19 protein-coding genes are annotated in these 20,591 nt (G+C 30.1%); 12 read left to right on the top strand and 7 right to left on the bottom strand.

What is annotated here, in order from left to right; translation table 11 throughout:
- Positions 1-158: 158 nt before the first annotated feature.
- From Q0138_RS00685 to hpt, 3 genes are all read right to left on the bottom strand, one after another.
- Positions 159-725 carry an exosome complex RNA-binding protein Csl4 gene (locus Q0138_RS00685; protein WP_297979523.1) on the bottom strand — a complete coding sequence of 189 codons (567 nt, stop codon included), beginning with the start codon at positions 723-725 and terminating at the stop codon, positions 159-161.
- Between the two features lie 525 nt (positions 726-1,250).
- Positions 1,251-2,258, bottom strand: a complete 1,008-nt coding sequence (gene dph2, locus Q0138_RS00680; RefSeq protein WP_297979520.1) for a diphthamide biosynthesis enzyme Dph2 — start codon at positions 2,256-2,258, stop codon at positions 1,251-1,253.
- A gap of 278 nt (positions 2,259-2,536) precedes the next feature.
- Positions 2,537-3,103 carry a hypoxanthine/guanine phosphoribosyltransferase gene (hpt, locus tag Q0138_RS00675; RefSeq protein ID WP_297979517.1) on the bottom strand — a complete coding sequence of 189 codons (567 nt, stop codon included), beginning with the start codon at positions 3,101-3,103 and terminating at the stop codon, positions 2,537-2,539.
- A gap of 576 nt (positions 3,104-3,679) precedes the next feature.
- Here hpt and Q0138_RS00670 point away from each other — a divergent pair.
- The 8 genes from Q0138_RS00670 to Q0138_RS00635 all read left to right on the top strand — a co-directional run bounded on the left by Q0138_RS00670 (position 3,680) and on the right by Q0138_RS00635 (position 11,926).
- Complete coding sequence (locus Q0138_RS00670; RefSeq protein ID WP_297979514.1) at positions 3,680-5,020, top strand: signal recognition particle protein Srp54; 1,341 nt, start codon at positions 3,680-3,682, stop codon at positions 5,018-5,020.
- 282 nt (positions 5,021-5,302) lie between these two features.
- Positions 5,303-6,547 carry a tRNA pseudouridine(54/55) synthase Pus10 gene (locus Q0138_RS00665; protein WP_297979511.1) on the top strand — a complete coding sequence of 415 codons (1,245 nt, stop codon included), beginning with the start codon at positions 5,303-5,305 and terminating at the stop codon, positions 6,545-6,547.
- A gap of 537 nt (positions 6,548-7,084) precedes the next feature.
- Positions 7,085-7,375, top strand: coding sequence for a 50S ribosomal protein L21e (locus tag Q0138_RS00660; protein ID WP_297979509.1), 291 nt, complete (start codon positions 7,085-7,087; stop codon positions 7,373-7,375).
- A gap of 5 nt (positions 7,376-7,380) precedes the next feature.
- Positions 7,381-7,737: an RNA polymerase Rpb4 family protein gene (locus Q0138_RS00655; protein ID WP_297979506.1), complete on the top strand. Its 357-nt coding sequence runs from the start codon at positions 7,381-7,383 to the stop codon at positions 7,735-7,737.
- Positions 7,738-8,366: 629 nt separating this feature from the next.
- Entirely contained in the window at positions 8,367-9,110 is a 744-nt protein-coding gene (locus Q0138_RS00650) for a DUF655 domain-containing protein (RefSeq protein WP_346662258.1), read from the top strand.
- Between the two features lie 153 nt (positions 9,111-9,263).
- A complete protein-coding gene (gene rsmA, locus Q0138_RS00645; RefSeq protein ID WP_297979503.1) occupies positions 9,264-10,130 on the top strand; it encodes a 16S rRNA (adenine(1518)-N(6)/adenine(1519)-N(6))-dimethyltransferase RsmA in 867 nt (288 codons plus the stop codon).
- Positions 10,131-10,319: 189 nt separating this feature from the next.
- Positions 10,320-10,904, top strand: coding sequence for a HemK2/MTQ2 family protein methyltransferase (locus tag Q0138_RS00640; RefSeq protein ID WP_297979528.1), 585 nt, complete (start codon positions 10,320-10,322; stop codon positions 10,902-10,904).
- A gap of 293 nt (positions 10,905-11,197) precedes the next feature.
- The gene (locus Q0138_RS00635) at positions 11,198-11,926 is read left to right on the top strand and encodes a 4Fe-4S double cluster binding domain-containing protein (protein WP_297979499.1); all 729 of its coding nucleotides are present in this window, start codon (positions 11,198-11,200) and stop codon (positions 11,924-11,926) included.
- Positions 11,927-12,194: 268 nt separating this feature from the next.
- On the opposite strand, the gene dapF is transcribed toward Q0138_RS00635, so the two are convergent.
- Together dapF and lysA are read right to left on the bottom strand one after the other, a co-directional pair.
- Complete coding sequence (gene dapF / locus Q0138_RS00630; RefSeq protein WP_297979526.1) at positions 12,195-13,055, bottom strand: diaminopimelate epimerase; 861 nt, start codon at positions 13,053-13,055, stop codon at positions 12,195-12,197.
- A gap of 38 nt (positions 13,056-13,093) precedes the next feature.
- Entirely contained in the window at positions 13,094-14,377 is a 1,284-nt protein-coding gene (lysA, locus tag Q0138_RS00625; protein ID WP_297979496.1) for a diaminopimelate decarboxylase, read from the bottom strand.
- 319 nt (positions 14,378-14,696) lie between these two features.
- Here lysA and Q0138_RS00620 point away from each other — a divergent pair, with 319 nt between their 5' ends.
- On the top strand, positions 14,697-15,134 hold the full coding sequence (locus Q0138_RS00620; RefSeq protein ID WP_297979493.1) for an NUDIX domain-containing protein: 438 nt from the start codon (positions 14,697-14,699) through the stop codon (positions 15,132-15,134).
- Between the two features lie 374 nt (positions 15,135-15,508).
- Positions 15,509-16,399 (top strand): radical SAM protein, encoded by an 891-nt coding sequence (locus tag Q0138_RS00615; RefSeq protein ID WP_297979488.1) that lies wholly within the window; start codon positions 15,509-15,511, stop codon positions 16,397-16,399.
- Positions 16,400-16,733: 334 nt separating this feature from the next.
- Here the strand turns inward: Q0138_RS00615 and Q0138_RS00610 are convergent, their stop codons facing one another.
- Positions 16,734-17,297, bottom strand: coding sequence for a flavin reductase (locus Q0138_RS00610; RefSeq protein WP_297979485.1), 564 nt, complete (start codon positions 17,295-17,297; stop codon positions 16,734-16,736).
- A gap of 206 nt (positions 17,298-17,503) precedes the next feature.
- Entirely contained in the window at positions 17,504-18,679 is a 1,176-nt protein-coding gene (locus tag Q0138_RS00605) for an aspartate aminotransferase family protein (protein ID WP_297979482.1), read from the bottom strand.
- A 417-nt stretch (positions 18,680-19,096) separates the two neighbouring features.
- On the opposite strand from Q0138_RS00605, the gene Q0138_RS00600 reads away from it, so the two are divergent.
- Both Q0138_RS00600 and Q0138_RS00595 read left to right on the top strand, forming a co-directional pair.
- Entirely contained in the window at positions 19,097-20,035 is a 939-nt protein-coding gene (locus Q0138_RS00600; protein WP_297979479.1) for an aldo/keto reductase, read from the top strand.
- Positions 20,032-20,591, top strand: a 560-nt coding sequence (locus Q0138_RS00595) for a DHH family phosphoesterase (RefSeq protein WP_297979477.1), incomplete at its 3' end; no start/stop codon positions are given. The genes Q0138_RS00600 and Q0138_RS00595, both read left to right, overlap by 4 nt.

The following is a 20,591-nucleotide window of genomic DNA, read 5'->3' as shown; positions in this document are numbered from 1 at the left end:
AATTACATAAATTTTTTAAAAAATTAAATTAAATTATTAAATTAACTTATTAAATTAAATTATTAAATTAACTTATTAAATTAAATTATTAAATTAAATTATTAAATTAAATTATTAAATTAAATTATTAAATTAAATAACAAATAAAAGCAATTTAATTAGTAATCATAATTTTCAGAAACTTTTCTTTTTTCTTTTCTATCACATTCAGGACAATATACTTCAGATTCTGTTTTAGGTTCCATAAATGACCTGCATCTTGTACACATAGCCTTTACTACACCTGAACTAATGTCTTCAGTATTTAAATCTAAATTATCTCCCATAATTTTAACTACCTTTGCTTCAATTAGGTCTCCTATTCTGAAAGCATCGGTAAGTTTGTCAATATAACCTGGAGTAACTTGAGATATATGAATTGCAGCCATATAAGGTAAAGCCAATTGACGGTCAGTTCCCTTTTTGGAATGAACTGTAATTAAAGCTCTTTGACCACGTACATCCTTTACTTCTCCATAAACTATATCTCCAACTTTCAATAAGTTTGGACCGCCAGATTTTGAAATTACAGAGATTTCCTTTTCTTCCTTATCAATTAATACATTTCCAGGAACACCTGATTTAACACTTCCATCATCTTCATATGCTCCTTGACCTGGTAAAAATTCTTCACTAACACTTAAAAAATCACCAGGCATTACAAAATCCCCAGACTCTTTTTTCATCTATACACCTCGTAACTAAGGACAATCAATAATAAATCAATATAAAACTCATAAATAATTAAAACAATTAATAATTCAATAATAAACACTTATCACTTAAAAGAATAATAATTCAATAATTTATACTCAATTTAACTTCAATAACCTTTTTAATTCAATAATAAAAAATTTTCCATAAATTAAATATAATCATTTATAAATTTTATAAAATTTATTAATCTCACATCTTCTTAATTTTAAATATGTAATTTATTTATGTACATTATTAGTATATATAAAATTCGGTTTTAAAAAGTCGTTTCTAAAAATAGAAATAGTTTTAATGATAATAAACAGAATAGATTTAGTCAAAAAAATAATTCAAAAACACATTCTAAAAAGCCCAATATAAAGTTAGAAAAAGAAAAAAGTATTTAAATAACTTAAAAATAAATTTAAAAAAGAAAAAGTATTTAACAGCTTAAAATAAAGTTAAAAAAATATTTTAAATTTTTAAAATAAAACTAAAAGCCAAAAAACTCCTAACTATTGAAAATACCTGTCTTCAAAGGAAATTTCATCCAATTGATATTTTTCCCATTCCCTCTTATTTAAAACAATCTCCAATTCCTTAGGAGTTATAACAGGTTTTTTATACATTTGAGAGTCATCAATAGCTATTCTCGGACAAGCGGTTACCACAAATCCTTCCAATTCCATATAAGGCAGCAAAACGTCAGGATTTACATGATCCATAAGAAGAATATAAGCTTCCATTCCCTCATCCTCAAGTAGCTTCTTGGTTTCCTTTGCCAATTTCATCCTATATTGGCCTTCCTTGGAAGAAACAATGATTCCCCACTTGCGAACCTCACGGGCCTTAACTATACGTGCAAATCTGATTCTTAAAATCCTATCTGCATATCCACTCATTTCACGAACGTCCCCACTATAAGGATCAATGGCTAAAACAGGAGCCTTAGTAAACAAATAAATTCCCAATGGATGGAAATTCCCACTGCCTAAAAAGAGATAAACCTCAGCACCCAGATTTTTAATGGAAGCAAAATTACAACCTAAAACCTGTCCCTTTCTAGTACTTCTTGAAGAACCTATTACAACTTCCTTACCGTTATCCTCCAAAAAGTCAACCATTTCATCCAATAAATGAAGATGTTGAGCAGTTGTTGCAATAGCGATTTTAGAATAATCCTCAAGCATTTCAAGAGCATCTTCAAGACTATCCTTAATATTCACATTAGCCTTAGCCTCTATAAACATGGTAGGAATGCTGTATTTAAGTGGAAGTGGAGTGTGTCCATAATGAACAATGAAATCAACAATTCCATTCATTTTCCTGTCTGAAACATCACAAGCTCCAAAGCAGGGATCTGCAGAAATAATAACAGTAGCCTCTGTCTGCTTTTCAATTTCACGAGCCAAAGCCACAGCCTGCATCTTCAATCCTTCAGGAAATTGTAAACCTACATTTCTAACATTTAGAGAGTTTATTCTCTTAATAACCCTCTTAAGTTCCATATCATATAATGCCATTTTATCAACAAAAAAACTAATTAAAACAAGAATGAGTTTAAAAATAAAATTAAAAGAGTTTCTTTAAATAAAAATTAAATTAAAGAATTTCCTTAAATTAAAAATTAAATTAAAAAAAATTTCCTTAAATTAAAAATAATAGAATTTCCTTAAATAAGAATTTAATTAATTAAAATTAAAAATTTCTAAAATCCTATTAAATTAAATAACTATTTAAAATGATTTAAAATTAAATAAAACATTAAAAATCATTTAAAATAAAAAAAGAAAAGAGAAAATTATAATAATGAATCAGCTACAACTTTTCCATCCACAATGTCTAATTTTACAAGAGTGTGAATCTTTTCACCGGTAGCATTCTCAACGATTGATTTTCCTTCACCCTTTTCCACAACAACAACAGTGTCAAGCAAGTTTACACCAATTGCCTTTAATTCATTGATTACAGCAGTAAGGGTTCCTCCAGTACTTACCACATCATCAACAAGAATGATATTGTCTCCTTCCTTCAAATCATTTATGAACAATTTAGAAGTTTCATAGCCTGTTTTCTTAACGATTTCATGTTCTCCTTCCAAACCATATTGCCTTTTACGAATTACAACAAAAGGAAGGCCTGTTTCCAATGAAATAGCTGTTGCAATGTGAATTCCCATAGCTTCCACACCAACAATCTTGTCCACATTGGACAAATCCAATTGTTCAGATAAAACTTCAGAAATTTCCTTTAAAACAGTAGGATTTAAGGCAGGTACTCCGTCACTTATACCATGAACAAAATAATTATAATCTCCTTTTTTAACAACAGGTGCTTCTCTTAATGACTTAACTAACTTTTCAAGCATTTTTAAACCTCTATACTATAAAAATTCCAATTTGGAATAATTAAAACAAATCCAAAACCATAAGGCATTGAATAAATAATTTTAAAAAAAATTAAAAATTTAAAATTAAAAAAATAAAAATAATTAAAAATATCTTAAAAAAATTTCTAAAATATTCGAAATTATTTTCCTATATTCAATAATTTTATAACAAAAGATAAATAAACTTTTATATAATATTTTATTTATAATTGTTTTAAGTAAAATTTAAGAAAAAATTTTATAAAAAATAATTTAAACTTTTAAGCAAAGTTTAAGTAAAAAATTTTATAAAAAATAATTTAATCTTTAAGCAAAGTTTAAGTAAAAATTTTATAAAAAATAATTAAATTATTTAAAATCCTTAAAAAAAGGTTAAAAAAATAATTAAATTATTTAAAATCCTTAAAAAAAGGTTAAAAAAATAATAAATTATTATATAAATTTTTAAAAAAATATTAAACTTAAAAAGGCATAAAAATTTATTAAGATACCTTAATCTTTAAAATTAATAATAATTAGCTAATCACAGGATTAAAATAAACTCGGGGCGATATAATGTCTATGTTAGGAAGTTTAGGAGAAAACCTTACAAACACCATGAAAAAGTTAGCTGGAATGAGTGTTATTGATAAAAAGGTTGTAAAAGAAGTTGTAAAAGATATTCAAAGAGCTTTAATCCAATCTGACGTAAATATTCAACTTGTATTAAAATTATCAAAGAAAATTGAAAATCGTGCTTTAAATGAAGAGCCACCTAAAGGAATTACACCAAGAGAGCATGTAATCACAATTATTTATGAAGAAATGGTTGAATTATTAGGTAAGGAAGCTGTAGACTTAACCATTGATAAAAAACCATTTAAAATATTATTCTTAGGTCTTCAAGGTAGTGGTAAAACCACAACCATTGGAAAATTATGCAGATACCTTCAAAGAAAAGGATTTTCACCTGCTGTTGTATGTACAGACACATGGAGACCTGCAGCATACGAACAGTTAAAGCAATTAACTGAAGAAATGCAAATTCAGCTTTATGGAGACCCTGAAAATAAGGATGCTCTTGACTTGGCTGAAAAAGGTCTTAAAAAATTCAAGAATCAAAAGATTATTATCTTCGATACAGCAGGAAGACATAAGAATGAGGAAGACCTTATTGAGGAAATGAACAGATTGGATAAAATCATTAATCCAAGCGAATCCATCCTTGTTATTGATGGTACAATCGGTCAACAGGCTGGAGAGCAGGCAAGGGCATTTTCCGAAGCTACAGACATTGGATCAATCATCATCTCAAAATTAGACGGTACTGCAAAAGGGGGAGGAGCTCTTTCCGCAGTGGCAGAAACCGGTGCACCAATTAAATTTATCGGTACTGGTGAACGTATTGATGAATTCGAAGCATTTGACCCTGAAAGATTCATTTCAAGATTATTAGGTATGGGAGATATCAGAAGTCTTATTGAAAAGGCTGAAGAGGTTATTGACGAAGACTTGGCTACCAAAACCATGAACAACATGTTAAGCGGTAAATTCACCCTTAAGGATATGGCCAGTCAATTTGAAATGATGAACAGTATGGGACCGATGCAACAGGTCATGAACATGATTCCTGGATTAGGTGGAAAAATACCTAAGGAAGCCAGCAAAATGACTGAAGACAAGATAAATGAATTCAAGATTATCATGTCCTCAATGACTGATGAAGAGATGGAAAACCCTAAAATCATCAAGCATTCAAGAATTTCCAGAATAGCCCGAGGTTCAGGCGTTGAAGAAAGTGATGTAAAAGAACTTTTAAAATATTATAACAATACCAAAAAGGCTATGAAAGGAATTGGAAGAAGAGGAATGGGCGGAGGAACCATGAATAGAATCATGGGCCAGTTCATGAAATAAAAGTTAATTTTAAACTAAAATCCGGGCTGAAAAAGTCTAAATATAATTAAATTTAATAAAAATAGACTAAAAAAAGTCTAAATTAAAATAAAATTTAATAAAAATAAAATTTAAAAAAAATAGACTAAAAAAAGTCTAAATTTAAATTAAAATAAAAATAAATTTAAAAATAGACTAAAAAGCCCAAAACTATTTATTCAATCCCAATTTACAATTTAAATCGGATAATGAACTTCATTATCCCTACTTATTTTTTATAATTTTCTTTAAAGAGATGGATTTATGAATCAAGAAATACTTAAAAAAGCAGAGGAATTAATTAAAATTACAAATGGAAATATTTGCAATCATTGTTTAGGCCGTAAATTTTCAGACTGCGTTGAAGGAAATGGAAATGAGGAAAGAGGTCTAAAAATAAGAGAAGCTCTTAATTCGGATGAAAATGAAGAGAAATGTGAAATTTGTAATGACATCTTCAATGACATAGATACAAAAGTTCTTGATTTGGTAAATGATAAAATAGACCAGCTAGAAGTGGAATTTGACACCTTTGTGGTAGGTTCAAAGATTCCAAAGGAAATAGTTGAAAAGGACAATGAAATAAGTGAGAAACTTGGTCTTGATGTTGAAATCATTAAAAAGGAAATCAACAGGGAAATAGGCAAATTGCTTGAAGCAAATTTAAGCCAATCCGTTGATTTTGATAAAGAAGACATTGTAGTCATGGCAGACTTTAGAAGAATCCTTAAGGAAAATATTGAAAATCCGATTAAGGTCAGACTTCAAATCAATCCTATCTTTATTGAAGGAAGATATAAAAAGCTAATCAGAGGAATTCCTCAAACCAAATGGCCTTGCAGTAAATGTAAGGGCAAGGGATGTGAGGAATGTAATTTTACAGGAAAGCAATACCCTGAATCTGTAGAGGAACTTTTATCTGAAACTGTCCTAAAGCACACAAGAGGATATGGAGCTAAATTCCACGGTGCTGGAAGAGAAGATATTGACGTTAGAATGCTTGGAACAGGCAGACCATTCGTTCTAGAAATAAAAGAGCCTAAAATCAGAAAGATTGACCTTGAAAAAATCAAGGAAGAAGTGGATATTGTATCCAAGGGAAAAACAGAGTATAATAACTTAAAGTTTACAGAAAGAAAGAGAAAGGCAGAAATAAAGACCTCATCTCCAGACACCTATAAGGTCTATAGGGCACTTGTAAAGTGTGAAGGGGATATAAATGAAGAGGATTTGGAAAAATTGCAAAGCTTAAACATCATAAAGCAAAGAACTCCAATAAGAGTTTCACACAGAAGAGCCGACAAGATAAGGGAAAAGGAAGTTAAAGAGCTCAGCACAGAGTTGATTGACAAGAACACTTTTGAGATGATAATTAAAACAGAGGGCGGATTGTACATCAAGGAACTTATTTCAAGCGATGAGGGAAGATCCAAACCTAGCGTAAGTGAAATCTTGAATACACAAGCCATCTGTGCAGAATTAGACGTTATTGAAGTTGGAATTAAGTAATTGAAAGGAATACTCTTTGAAAAAATCAACACCCACATAAAAATTAAAAGGAATGCACGTTTATAAAAAACACCACCAAAAAAATAGATGAAGAGAATGTAAATCTCTTATGTAACAATAAGACTAAATCTCTTATGTAACAATAAGACTAAATCTCTTATGTAACAATAAGAAAAATCCAAATCATCAAAAAACATCATTGCAAAAAACTTCCAAAAAACAATAAGTTTATAAATATCTTTTATTATATATTAATATATTATCAAAAATAGAAGATTAGATTATATGCTGGAATCTAGTCATTAAAATGAGAATTTTATTATATTTTTGATTTTAAATCTTACTTTATATAGGAATTTAGATATGTTTTAATTGATTAAACCTAATATTAAGGCTAAGTCTAGATTCATATACTATATAACAACTTTTACATGAATAGCTAAACCGAAGGGCTGATTTTAAGCTACTAGCTATTTAAAAAGATATAAAATGATGGGTTTTATATTTTAATACTAACTATTTAAGAGAGGTAATAAAATGCAAAGATCCAGAGGATTTAAAAGTAGAAGTAGAAAAAAATTGACCAAAAAAGTAAGACCTGGTCGTTCAAATCCGATTACAAGAAAAATTCAACAATTTGAAAACGGTGATTTAGTACACATTATCATCGATCCAAGTATTCAAAAAGGTCAACCACATTCCAGATTCCACGGAAAAACTGCAAAAGTAGTTGATAAAAAAGGTAAAGCATACATACTTGCATTAAAAGATGGTAATAAAGCTAAAGAATTAATTGTAACTCCAGAACACTTAAAATTACAAGAGTGAGTATAATGATTGGGAAAAAAACATTAGAAACTGAGCCTATACCTGCAGCGAAAGTGAAAGAAATTCTTGAAGAATTTTCTGAAAAACATGAACTTAGCTATGAACAAAATTTAACTTTAGCTCATGCAAGCAGTCTAAGTAAACTTTCCCTTGAAGATACTGAAAAATTAATCCAAGAACTCGAAGCTTATGTAGACCATAAACTAGCTGTTCGTATGGCTGACATTCTCCCTAGAGACATGGCAGACTTAAGATTAATTTTTGCAAAAGAAAGAAATACTCCTTCAAACGATGAAATGAAGGAAATTCTTGAAATTATAGAAAAATACGAAATAAATATCGAAGATGATTTATTCATATAAATCACATATTTCTTATTTTTTCTTTTTTTCTACTTTTTAATTTTTTTCTACCCAGTATCTACTATTTTTAATATTTTTAACTATTTTAACTATTTTTATCTATTTTTATCTATTTTTATCTATTTTTATCTATTTTTATACATTTTTATACATTTTTATACATTTTTATCCATTTTATTTATTTTTAATTTATTTTACTTATTTTATTATTTTACTTATTTAAAACTATTTAATCTAATAATAACTATTTATAACTTATTATACTAGTTATAAACTATTTTAAACTAATAATAAAAACATGTAAGCAATTATAACTTATTTTACTACTTTTAAACTATTTTAATATTTAACAATACTCTAAAAATTTTTCAAATATTCATTTAAAAAAATAAAAGTCATTGAAAATAACTAATCAAAACTCAAATATTTAACTAAAAAATAATAAAATTATAAATAATAATAAAATAAAAATATAATAATATTATATTAAGTAAAGATTTGTAAAAATCATTTAATTTAAGGAAAAATATATAAAAATTTAAAAAAATTGATTAATTTTAAGGTAATATACGATTTTAATTAATCTAAACATTTAACAATTTAATGAAATATTTAATGAGGTGTTATATATGGATAATCCAAACATTGATAATCCTAATCCAAAAAAAGAAGAGAATGTCATAATTTTAGATTATCTTAAATTTGGATACATAAATCCAGAAAGACCAACAGTTAATGGAAAACCAATTGCACAGGCAATAGGTGTAGATAAATTTACATTAATCGAAGTTACTCCAAAGAAGGACATAGATCTAGAAATACATGAAAAAGTCTATATAGGCTCTGGTAAAAGGGATAAGGTAAACAGAGTAAAAGGATTATTGGACTATGAAAATCTTACTGCAACAAGCAGAATCGAATTGGAATATGCAATCAAGGAAATTATTGAATCCAAGGAAGAAATTTACATAAAGTTCTTTAATGAAATCGATTCCCTAAACATTAAAATGCATAAATTGGAATTGATTCCTGGAATCGGTAAAAAACATACCAAAATGATTCTTGACGAGAGGAAAAAAGAGCCTTTCAAAGACTTTAAGGACTTGAAGGAAAGAGTTCCCCTTCTTGGAGATCCTGTTGAAATGCTTGCAAAAAGAGTAAAACTTGAATTGGACACAACCCAAGTCAAGAGAGGTAAGAAGAAATACTATATGTTTACTCAAGTTCCTAGCAGACACCCTTCCAACAGAAGAAAAAACAGAAACAGAAAATACAGAGGAAGAAAAAACAACAGGAACAGAAGAAACAATAAAAATTATAATAAGAATAATAAAGGCAATAATGCTAAACGAAATCAAAACAAAGAAAATTAAAAATAAAATGGCACAAATAAAATCAGAGTTTAAATTTAAGTTTAAACCTTATTTTTAATCTAATCCATTTTTATTTTTTTTAATTTTATTTAAGATGAGTTTTTTACTCATCAAATTTCTTTTTTTAAAAATCCTTGCAAAAAAGGTGATTAATTGTCAGAAAGAATATCATTGGCTAAAGAAACCAAACTAATTTTACAGGAAAATGATATTAAATTAAATAAAAATCTAGGACAGAATTACCTTATAGACGATTTTAAAAGGCAAAAAATCATCAATTATGCAAATCTCAACAAGAATGACACTGTTTTGGAAATAGGTCCTGGAATAGGCACATTAACCTTGGAACTTGCAAAAAGGTCCAGGAAGGTCATAAGCATTGAACAAGACACAAAAATCTTCAATATTCTTAAAAAACGTCTTGAAGATGAAAATATTGACAATGTAGAACTTATCAATGAAGATGCAGTAAAGGTTGATTTTCCCAAATTCAATAAAATCGTTTCAAACCTGCCATATCAAATATCCTCACCAATCAGCTTTAAGTTCCTAAATTATGATTTTGAAACTGGAATTCTAATGTATCAAAAGGAATTTGCAGACCGCATGAACGCCAAGCTTGGAACAAAACAGTATTCCAGACTTTCTGCAATGCTATACTTCAAGGCAGATGTTAAGTTCTTAACAAGGGTTTCACCAGAATCTTTTATCCCAAGCCCAAAGGTGGACTCTTCAGTCATTGAGCTAAAGCCTAAAAAAAGCAATATAAGTGAGGAAGACTTTAAGGCCTATTCAAAAGTGGTCAAGGCATTGTTCCAGCACAAAAACAAGAAGGCAAGAAACGCTTTAATAGATTCAAGACACATAATTGGATTTAAGGACAAAAAAGAATTAAAACAAATCTTAAATGACTTGGAAGATGAAAATCCTATTGTTAAGGAATATTTGCTTGAAAGGACTATAAATCTATCTCCGGAAAAGATTATGGAATTGTCTTGTTTATTAAAGGACAATTTATGATTTATTTAAATAATACTTAAAAAAAACTTATAAAAGAATTGAAATAAGGTATAAAAACAACAAAAATAGATTTAATAAAAAAACCAAAGAATAATTTATAAAAAACTTAAGGTAAAAACAATAAAAATAGATTTAATAAAAAAATCAAAGAATAATTTATAAAAAACTTCTAAGGTAAAAACAATGAAAATGGGCAAGTTTGAAATAGAAACAGACGATTTGGTTTACACTCCCTCAGATGACACATTCCTTTTAGCTGAAAACCTTGAAATAAAGGAGGGAATGAAAGTATTGGAAATAGGAACCGGATCTGGTCTTGTTTCAATGTATGCAAGTTTACTTACAGATGATGTAACTGCAACAGACATTAACTACAATGCCTTGGAACTTGCAGAAAAGAACTTTAAACTAAACAAGATAAATAACATAAACCTTAAGTTTGGAAATCTATTTGAGCCAGTTAAAGATGAAAAGTTTGATGTAATTCTATTTAATACTCCATATCTGCCAACTGATACTGAAGACATTATAGAAGATGATTTAAATTATGCATTTGACGGCGGATTAAATGGAAGAAAAGTTATAGATGAATTCTTAAATCAAGTCTCCAATCATTTAAATGAAAAGGGAATTGTCCAGATAATTCAGTCCTCACTTTCAGACAATGAAAAGACCTTGGATATGCTTGATGCAAATGGATTTATAGCAGAAATAGCTAAATCAGAACACTTTTTCTTTGAGGACATCGTTTTAATCAATGCATACAAGATTTAAAAAGACCGCTTATTTTTATAATGATTTAAAATCAATTATTTTCTAAAAACCATGAATTAATATCAAATTCAACCTATTAAAATAAAAATAAATTAACACAAACTTCATCATAAAATAAAAATGAAATAAACATCATTGAATAAATAACTGAATTAAGAATAAGTTTAATAAAAGAAATAATAAAATATTATCTGATTAAAGCTAAATTTGCCAATCAAAAAAATTTATAGTTTGTTTATAGCAATAAACAAAAAAATCTAGCGATTTTTAAATAAAAACAAAAGGACAATACTATGAATTTAGAGGAAAAAAACTCAAGGGAAATAGAGGAGTACCTTAAGTCAAAAGGTGCTAAAGTAGTGGGATTTGCAAGTTTGGAAAATATTGAAAATGTTCCAAAGGAATATCCAAACAGCATAATAATCGGCATTCCAATAGAAAAGGAGGCCTTAAAGACAATCTATACCGATGATCAATCCATTTATGTAGCCGCAATGAAAAAAGTGGCAATTGAATTAAATGACATCATTCTGGATGGAGAGGAATACATTAAAAACACAATGAACTACAATGCTCTTGCAATATCCAGAGAAAGGGTTGCAGGAGAACTGAAGGATTTGGCAAGCAAGATTCCTCACAAGACAACAGGAACAAGGTCAGGACTTGGTTGGATTGGAAGATGTGCACTTTTAATTAATCCGAAATATGGTGCAGCACTTAGAATATCAACCCTTTTAACAGATATGCCAATAAAGGTAGGTACACCTATAGACGATTCAAAATGTGATGACTGCAGCGAATGTCAGGACATTTGTCCGGTTGATGCAATAAATGAGGTTAAATGGAATTCAAGACGTGAAAGAGAGGAATATTTTGAAGCTGAAAAATGTTTTGAATTCATTAAATCAGAAATGAAAAGAACAAATGGAAACAGTTTATGTGCCAAATGCGGCCTTGCCTGTCCTTACACAAAGGAATATCTTGGAATTCCGACTGGAAAGGAATTGATTAAAGACTTATAATCTCAAAAAAATTAGAAAAACTAAAATAAAAAAATAATAATAAACTAAAAAAATTAGAAAAATTGAAATCAAAGATTAAAAATTAACTTCTAAAAAGCTAGAAAATGATAAAAATTGTAAAAAAAGAATTAAAATAAATAAAATACTAAAAATAAGAAAAAAGTAAAAATAGTAAAAATAGTAAAAATAGTAAAAATAGTAAAAATAGTAAAAAAAGAAAATAAGAAAATAAGAAAAAATAAAAGTTATTATTTAAAAACAATAAATTTTATTGGTATTCAGCAGTGAATACTAATTGTGCAGGTCCTTTCATAAATGCACCGAGTTCTCCCTCTTCTTCATAGACTTCAAACTCTAAATCTCCACCAGGCAAGTGAAGAAGAACTTCCTTATCAAAAAGACCTAATTTTACTCCAGCAAGAGCTGTTGAAGTTGCACCGGTACCGCATGCAAGAGTTACACCAGCACCTCTTTCCCAAGTTCTCATCTTTCCCTCATTTTTGCTGATTACCTCAACAAAATGAACATTGATCTTTTCAGGGAAAACTTCATGACATTCAATGGCCGGACCATATTTATCAATGTCTACAGAATCAACATCATCAACAAAGAGAATTGCATGAGGATTGCCAACATTTACACAACTTGCCTTGAATGTAGTGTCAATTACTTCCAAATCGCCATCAACAAACTCTTCTTCATCTGCAATCATTGGAATCTCTTCTGTCTTAAAAGTGGATTTGCCCATATTAACCTTAAACAATACAGGTTCCCCATCTTCAAGAGTGATTTCAATGGTCTTGATTCCGGACTTGGTTTCAACAGTCATTGTGTCCTTTTCAACAATCTTGTTTCTGTAAACAAAATCTCCAAAGCAGCGAATACCGTTTCCACACATTTCAGCTTCAGATCCATCAGGATTGAACATTCTGTATCCGATGTCTGCAACGTCAGATGGTACAACAAACAATACTCCATCTCCGCCAACGCCAAAGTTTCTATGACAAAGAATACGGCATGCTTCAGCCTTGTCTGCCTCTGGAATTACTTCCCCTTTACTTTCATCAATAATTGGAAAATCATTACCAATTCCATGCATTTTAGCAAATTTTAAACCCTTTAAATTCACCATTTTATCACCGAATCAAAAGAAAAATAAAGAAACACTTATTGTAAGTGTTCTGGAATAGATTGTTTTTCAAAAATGTCATCGATTGTTTGTGCTTCACGAATTACAAAGCTTTCACCATTTTTAACAAGAACTTCAGCTGGAAGAGGTCTTGTATTGTAATTTGAAGCCATTGTGTAACCATAAGCTCCTGCATTTAAGATTCCTAAAATGTCTCCTTCCTCAATGTCTGGAAGAGGTCTGTCCCTTGCAAACAAGTCTCCGGATTCACAAACGTTTCCTGCTACATCAACGGTTTGGCTAGCTTCCTCATTCATCTTGTTTGCAACTACAATGTGATGGTAGGAATCATACATGGCAGGTCTGAGCAAGGTATTGAATCCTGCATCTACACCGATGAATTTTCTGTAACTTTCCTTTACACTGTTTACTTCAACCAAAAGAACGGAAGCGTCACCGACAATGTATCTGCCAGGTTCAAGGTATAATGTAGGTTCTCCCATGTCAAATTCCTCAAGTTTTTCCTTGAATAATTTTACGTTTTCTTCAGCAAAGTGCTCCAAGTCGAGCAATTCCTCTTCAGGAGTGTAAGGAATTCCAACTCCCCCACCGAAGTCAATGAATTCAAAGTCAATTCCGGCTTCCTTGTGAACCTTACCGGCAATGTTCATGGTAGATTCAATAGCTAACTTAAATGGTTCCGGGTCTAAAATACCTGAACCGATGTGGGAATGCATACCTACAGGTTCAAAACCTAATTCCTTAGCTAAGGTATAGATTTCCACTGCTTCAGTTTCCATAATACCGAATTTACTCATTTCTCCACCGGTAATGCAGTGACCATGGTGTCCTGCACCTACCATAGGGTTTACCCTGAAGGAGATTTTTTTGCCCTTAGGGTCAATGCTTTCAGCCAATCTCTTAAGTGCAGAAACTGAATCAATGTTCAATATTACATCTTCACTGTTTACATAGTCCATTTCATCATTTCTGATGTTGTTACCAGTGAATAAGATTCTGTCTCCAGAGAATCCCATTTTTTTACAGATGTAGACTTCTCCAGGAGATACTGCATCAATGCAACATCCTTCATCTTCAAGGATTTTAAGAACAGACATGTTTGTATTAGCTTTGCATGCATAGAATACTTTGAATTTTGGATAAAATTTAGTAAAAGCATTATAAAATCTATTATAATTATCTCTAATTCTCTCTTCATCAATTACATAGACAGGAGTGCCATATTGCTCTACAAGTTCGCATGCATCAGCACCGCCAATGTCTAAATGGCCTTTATCGTTTATTTTAATATTTAAATCCATTTTAAGCCTCCGCGTAAAAATCATTATCTAATTACTCAAATAATTATTAAAATTGACTTCCAATAATTATTTGAAGTAATTAGGAAAATGATTAAATTTGAAAATTTAAAATAAATCCAAAATAAGATTTATCAATAAAATATTTGTAAGCAAGATTATATATAATTATTTAAGGAAAAGAAATATCCGACGAAGATTTGGGTGAACAGTATATTAAAATAAATAAAAAAATAGAAATTATTTAATCAAATACATTTTATGAACAATTAATTAAATAAAAATAATAAAATTTATATATTAAATAATTCGAGGTGATAAAATGACAGAAAAGAAAGATTGGGGCTTAACAGTAAGAGGAGTAGTTAAAAAAGAGGAAAAGATTCTCATTTTAAAAAGACATCCGAAATCAAGGAATAATCCGCAAAAATGGGAACTTCCAGGAGGAAAGGTAGACCCTGGAGAATTCTTTGACGACGCTTTAGTAAGGGAATTGAAAGAGGAAACAAGTCTTGATGTAGAAATAGAAAGCCTTTTTGAAACAGTTGAAGACAGATTCATAAGCCGTAGAACACACCAATACATAAATACTGTCCAATTAATGATGAATCTTGAAATAATCTCTGGAGAGGTTCAGATAAGTGATGAACACGAAGATTTCAAGTGGGTGAGTGCTGAAGAACTAAAGGAACTTTACAATGAGGACATGCTTACAGGTTCTTTAAGGTCAACTCTGGAAAAAAAGAATTTTAATATCTAATTTTAAGAATAATTAAACAAATTTTTTTAAATCTTAGGCAAAAGAAGACTTTAAGTGAGTAAAAAGTAACTAATATGTTTTTATATATTGAAACTAAATAATTAGATAAGAATAAAATTTACAAATTAAAGAGTTATAGACATTAATTTAATATTAATAAAACTTATTAAAAGTCTTTAAAAGTCAATTAAATACAGTTTTTTAGTTAAATATATTAAAAAATCTTAAATTGGGATTAAATTAAGAGCTTATATTAAAAAAATCTAAAAAGAGACCTATTAATATTAAATAAAGATTTATTAAGAGTTTATATTAAAAAAATCTTAAATTGGGATTAAATTAAGATTTTAAAAACAAAAGAAGAAGGTGAAAAAATGCATTACACAGGACCTGTTTACAGACCACCGCCAGAAGCGGACACTCCACTTTTAGAAATAAGCTATGGATGCTCATGGAACAAATGTCAATTCTGCAGCATGTATCAAAGTCAAAAATTCGGAATTTCCCCATTGGAAGATGTGGAAGAGGACCTGCAGGAATTGTCAAGATATTATCCAAGGGACTTGAAGAAAATATTTGTAGTTAATGGAGATCCATTTGCACTTCAAACAAAACACCTCTTAAAGATTGCAGACCTTATTCACAAGTATTTCCCTGAAGTGGAAACCATTGCCTGTTACACTTCAATCAGAAACACCAAAAGAAAATCCATTGATGACTTGAAAAAACTAAGAAAAGCCGGATGGAACAGATTATACATTGGAATGGAATCAGCTTATCAACCTATGCTGGAGCAAATGCAAAAGGGATACAGTCAAGAAGACGAATATAGAGAATTATGCAAGCTTCAAGAGGCTGATTTCGATTATGTAGCACTTTTAATGTTAGGTGCTGCAGGAAAGGGAAATGGAGTTGAAAGTGCAAGGGAAACAGCAAAACTATTGAACAAATACAAACCTGTCATGATCATTCCAACCTCAACATCAATTGAAAAGGGCACTCCATTAAATGAAATGAAAAATAATGGAGAATTTCTTGAATCCAGTGAAAGGGAGATTATAGAAGAGGAATTGACATTGATTGAAAACCTTGAAATGGATGACTACTGTTATTTCTTCGGAGGTCATGTCCATAATATGATTAAAATAAATGCCTACTTCAAGTACAAGAAGGAAATGATTCGGGAAATTAAAAATAAAATCGTAGAATTTGATAAAAAAAGACCTGGACTTCTTGACAGTGTAATCACAAGAGGACATTTATAAAATCAATACAAAACAGGTTAAAAGAAATCTAAAATAAATTAAATAAATTTAAACAATTTAAAAAATAGCATTTTCATCAAGAAAATAAAAAAAATAAGAATTTAAATTAAATTTAAAAAAAAGAATTTTCAATATGAAAATTAAAAAATTAAATTTGAATTAAATTTAAAAAAAAGAATTTTCAATATGAAAATTAAAAAATTAATTTAAATTAAAACAATTTCCATGATGAAAATAAAAAATATTAAAAATCATATAAAGAATAGGGTTTAAAAACTCTAAATTTCTTTATATGTTTTTATTAAACAAAATAAGTATTTTTTAATAACTAGGTTTAAAGTAAATCTGAATTAAAGTCAAAAGCTTTACCTACAGCTTCACCAAGAACCCTATAGGTTTTGTCTACACCATTATAGGAAATAAACTCAATATCAGCAATATTGACCTTACCATCATCGTCAAGATATTCCTCATTAATGAGAGTGTTAATAACCTCAGCAGTTACTGTACATCTTCCAGGAACGATTTCCTGCATGTCCATAAGCTTACATTCCAATGTAACAGGATATTCTTCTACAATAGGTGCATTGATATTTTCTGATTTTACAACTGTTACTCCTGCATTTTTAACTTTATCAGCATCCAATGCAGCACTTACAATACCAAAGTAATCAGAAACCACTAAAGTGTCTTTAGTTGCATAAGCCACTGTAAATTCCTTATTGTTTTTAATGTTTTCCAATGTTTGACGATTAAGCGCAAAATTAATGGTTACATGTTTAGGACCACATTGAGCAGCCCATGCAGCATTCATAACATCAGGAGTGCCATTTTCATCATAGGTTCCTATCATAAAAACAGGAGAAGGTTGAACAATCATAGTGTCTATACTTTTCATTAAATCACCTTTTTCATTATTTTTTAATTTTAGGTATAACTAAAAATTTATTAAAAAAACTATTTAAATTTTAGTAATTTTAGTGTAAAAATAGAGAAAAATATTATTTAAAGAGTTAAAAAGTAAAAAAATAGAAAAAAGGTTTTAAAAAAAACCCCAAAATAAAAGTTTAATAATTAAAATAAAGGTTTAAAATAAAATAAAACCTAAATTTCAGCAAATACTTCATCAAGTGCTTCTACAAGTGCATCAATCTCTTCTTCTTTAACTATAAGAGGTGGTGCAAATCTTAAAACATTTCCAGCAGTGCAGTTGATTAAAAATCCTTTTTCAAACATTTTACCAACAATGTCTCCGCCTTCAAAATTAAGTTCAAGACCAATCAATAGCCCTGCTCCTCTTACATCCACAATAAAATCATATTTTTCCTTCAATGCACTTAATTTTTGAATAAAGTATTCCCCTATTTTCTTGGAGTTTTCGACAATGCCCTCATTTTCAAAAGCATCTAAAACAGCATTTGCTGCAGCTCCTGCCAAAGGACTTCCTGCAAAGGTAGTACCATGATCACCAGGAACAAAACCTCCAGCCACTTCCTCTTTAGCCAAGAATGCTGCCATTGGGAATCCTCCGCCAATACCTTTAGCCACAGTCATAATATCCGGTTCAAGACCAAACAATTCATGGGCAAATAAAGCACCGCATCTTCCAAAACCTGATTGAACCTCATCAACAATAATCAAGATTCCTTTTTCCTTACATAAATCATTCAATCCCTTGTAAAACTCAGGAGATGCAATATTTACTCCACCTTCACCTTGAACTGGTTCAATGATAATAGCTGCAGTTTCATCAGTAATGGCATCCTTAACACTGTCCAAATCACCATATTCAACTTTCTTGAATCCATTTGGCAAGTTTTTGGTGTAAGGCGCACTGTATTCTGGATGATCTGTAACAGACAATGTCAATATGGTTCTTCCATGGAATGAATCTCCAAAATACAAGACTTCACTTTTACCGCTGTATTTTAAAGCAAGCTTCAATGCTCCCTCATTAGCTTCAGCACCGGAATTTGCAAAAAAGATTCTGTCAAACTCTGTTGCATCAACCAATCTTTTAGCATATCTGGTTGCAGGCTCATTATAATAAATGCTTGAAATATGAATAAGTTTTTCTGCCTGTTCTTGAATCGCCTTTACAAGTCCTGGATGATTGTGACCTAAACAGTTTACAGCAATACCTGCCAAAAAGTCAAGATATTCATTTCCATCAATATCCCAAACCTTTGCCCCTTGCCCATGGTCTAAAACAACAGGAACTCTGTTAAATGTGTTAACAAAATATTTATCTTCAATATCAATAATCTCTTGTGTATTCATAAAATACCCCATAATTCAATGATTAGTTAAAAATGACTTTTAATAATTTAAAATTTATAATTTAATTTCTTAAAAGAGAATTCTAAAACTTAAATTCTTAAAAGAGAATACTAAAATTTTAATTCTAAACTTAATCTGCTAAAAAAGAATTCAAAAATTTTAATTCTAAAACTTATCTGTTAAAAGAGAATTCTAAAATTTTAATTCTAAAACTTAATCTGTTAAAAGAGAATTCTAAAATTATTTAAGAAATATTAATCAAATTAACATAAGTATATTTATAATTTATTATATAAAAAAATAATTAATAAAAAGATTTCTTTAGAAATTTTAATATTAATAAAAAGAGTTCATTAGAAATTTTAATTTATTTAGACTTAAATTTTTGATAAAAATTAATATTTTTGGATTGATTGCATGACTCAAGTAATACTTGGTAAAACTGGATTGAAAATAGAAAAGAACGGTTTTGGAGCATTACCCATTCAAAGAGTAGACTTTAATGAAAGTGCAGAAATCGTGAGAAAGGCTTATGCAAATGGAATAAACTTCTATGACACTGCAAGGGCATATACAGACAGTGAAGAAAAATTAAACTATGCATTCAAGGGATTCAATGATGAATATCCTAGAGAAAGCATAATAATAGCCAGTAAAACTCAGGGCGAAAACAGAAAGAATATTGAAAAAGACATTAAAACCAGCCTTGACAATTTAGGAACAGACTATATAGACCTATATCAAATCCACAACCCTTCATTTTGCCCTACCGAAGGTGACGGAAGCGGAGCATACGATGCATTGTTTGACCTATATGATGAAGGAACAATAAGACATATTGGATTTACATCCCACAAGTTTGAATTGGCTGAAGAGGCAATAAATAGCGGATTATATGAAACCATCCAATTCCCATTCTCCTACCTTACAGGATCCAAGGAATTGGCAATTGTAGAGAAAGCAAGGGCAAACAATATAGGATTCATTGCAATGAAAGCAATGTCTGGAGGACTTATCAGAAGTTCAAAGGCCGCTTATTCATACATCAATCATTTTGACAATGTAGTACCAATTTGGGGAATCCAAAAGCTTTCAGAACTTGATGAATTCCTATCATATATGAAAGAGGACCCTAAACTGGACAAGGAACTTGAAGAAATCATCATGAAAGAAAGGGAGGAACTTCAAGGAGACTTCTGCAGAGGCTGCGGCTATTGCAATCCATGCCCTGAAGAGATTGAAATATTCAAATGTGCAAGAATGTCTTTATGGATTAGAAGATTCCCATCCGAACCAAGCTTGACTCCGGAAGCTCAGGAAATGATGAAAAAGATTGATGAGGTAAACAGAAAATGATGAAAATTGATGAGCTTGCGTCAAGTGTTCATTCCATTGCCATATCAGGACATATTAAGCCAGACGGAGACTGCGTAGGCTCTGTACTGGCTTTATATAATTATCTGAAGGTGAATTATCCGGCTCTGTGCGTTGATGTTTATCTGGAAGAGCCCAGTGACAAATACCGGTTTCTGAAGGGCTTTGAGGATATGCATGTTTCCTTTGACCGGGACCAGACCTATGATCTGATGGTTTCCCTGGATTGTTCCACTCTGGAACGGCTGGGTGATGCACAGAACTATTTCAAAACGGCCGGGCATACCATTTGTCTGGATCATCATATTTCCAATCAGGGATATGCGGATGAAAACTATATATATGGAGATGTCAGTTCTGCCTGTGAGGTGCTGTATCGCATTCTGGATCCTGAAAAACTGAACCGGGAGATCGCCATCTGCCTGTATACCGGGATTATTTCCGATACCGGAGTATTCAAATATCCGGCCACCTCTCCGGAAACCATGCGGGTGGCGGCCAATCTGATGGAATATGGAATTCCCACCAATGAGATCAT

Source organism: uncultured Methanobrevibacter sp., from assembly GCF_937906425.1.
Classification (GTDB): domain Archaea; phylum Methanobacteriota; class Methanobacteria; order Methanobacteriales; family Methanobacteriaceae; genus Methanobrevibacter.
This window is presented reverse-complemented; position numbering and strand designations above follow the sequence as displayed.

What these genes read in the sequence shown, in the direction of transcription:
- Q0138_RS00615 (WP_297979488.1), top strand. Translation starts at nt 15,509, where the DNA reads ATGCATTACACAGGACCTGTTTACAGACCACCGCCAGAAGCGGACACT.
- lysA (WP_297979496.1), bottom strand. Translation starts at nt 14,377, where the DNA reads ATGGATTTAAATATTAAAATAAACGATAAAGGCCATTTAGACATTGGC.
- Q0138_RS00670 (WP_297979514.1), top strand. Translation starts at nt 3,680, where the DNA reads ATGTCTATGTTAGGAAGTTTAGGAGAAAACCTTACAAACACCATGAAA.
- Q0138_RS00605 (WP_297979482.1), bottom strand. Translation starts at nt 18,679, where the DNA reads ATGAATACACAAGAGATTATTGATATTGAAGATAAATATTTTGTTAAC.
- Q0138_RS00685 (WP_297979523.1), bottom strand. Translation starts at nt 725, where the DNA reads ATGAAAAAAGAGTCTGGGGATTTTGTAATGCCTGGTGATTTTTTAAGT.
- Q0138_RS00600 (WP_297979479.1), top strand. Translation starts at nt 19,097, where the DNA reads ATGACTCAAGTAATACTTGGTAAAACTGGATTGAAAATAGAAAAGAAC.
- Q0138_RS00655 (WP_297979506.1), top strand. Translation starts at nt 7,381, where the DNA reads ATGATTGGGAAAAAAACATTAGAAACTGAGCCTATACCTGCAGCGAAA.
- Q0138_RS00660 (WP_297979509.1), top strand. Translation starts at nt 7,085, where the DNA reads ATGCAAAGATCCAGAGGATTTAAAAGTAGAAGTAGAAAAAAATTGACC.
- Q0138_RS00640 (WP_297979528.1), top strand. Translation starts at nt 10,320, where the DNA reads ATGGGCAAGTTTGAAATAGAAACAGACGATTTGGTTTACACTCCCTCA.
- Q0138_RS00610 (WP_297979485.1), bottom strand. Translation starts at nt 17,297, where the DNA reads ATGAAAAGTATAGACACTATGATTGTTCAACCTTCTCCTGTTTTTATG.
- hpt (WP_297979517.1), bottom strand. Translation starts at nt 3,103, where the DNA reads ATGCTTGAAAAGTTAGTTAAGTCATTAAGAGAAGCACCTGTTGTTAAA.
- Q0138_RS00650 (WP_346662258.1), top strand. Translation starts at nt 8,367, where the DNA reads ATGGATAATCCAAACATTGATAATCCTAATCCAAAAAAAGAAGAGAAT.
- Q0138_RS00620 (WP_297979493.1), top strand. Translation starts at nt 14,697, where the DNA reads ATGACAGAAAAGAAAGATTGGGGCTTAACAGTAAGAGGAGTAGTTAAA.
- Q0138_RS00665 (WP_297979511.1), top strand. Translation starts at nt 5,303, where the DNA reads ATGAATCAAGAAATACTTAAAAAAGCAGAGGAATTAATTAAAATTACA.
- Q0138_RS00635 (WP_297979499.1), top strand. Translation starts at nt 11,198, where the DNA reads ATGAATTTAGAGGAAAAAAACTCAAGGGAAATAGAGGAGTACCTTAAG.
- dph2 (WP_297979520.1), bottom strand. Translation starts at nt 2,258, where the DNA reads ATGGCATTATATGATATGGAACTTAAGAGGGTTATTAAGAGAATAAAC.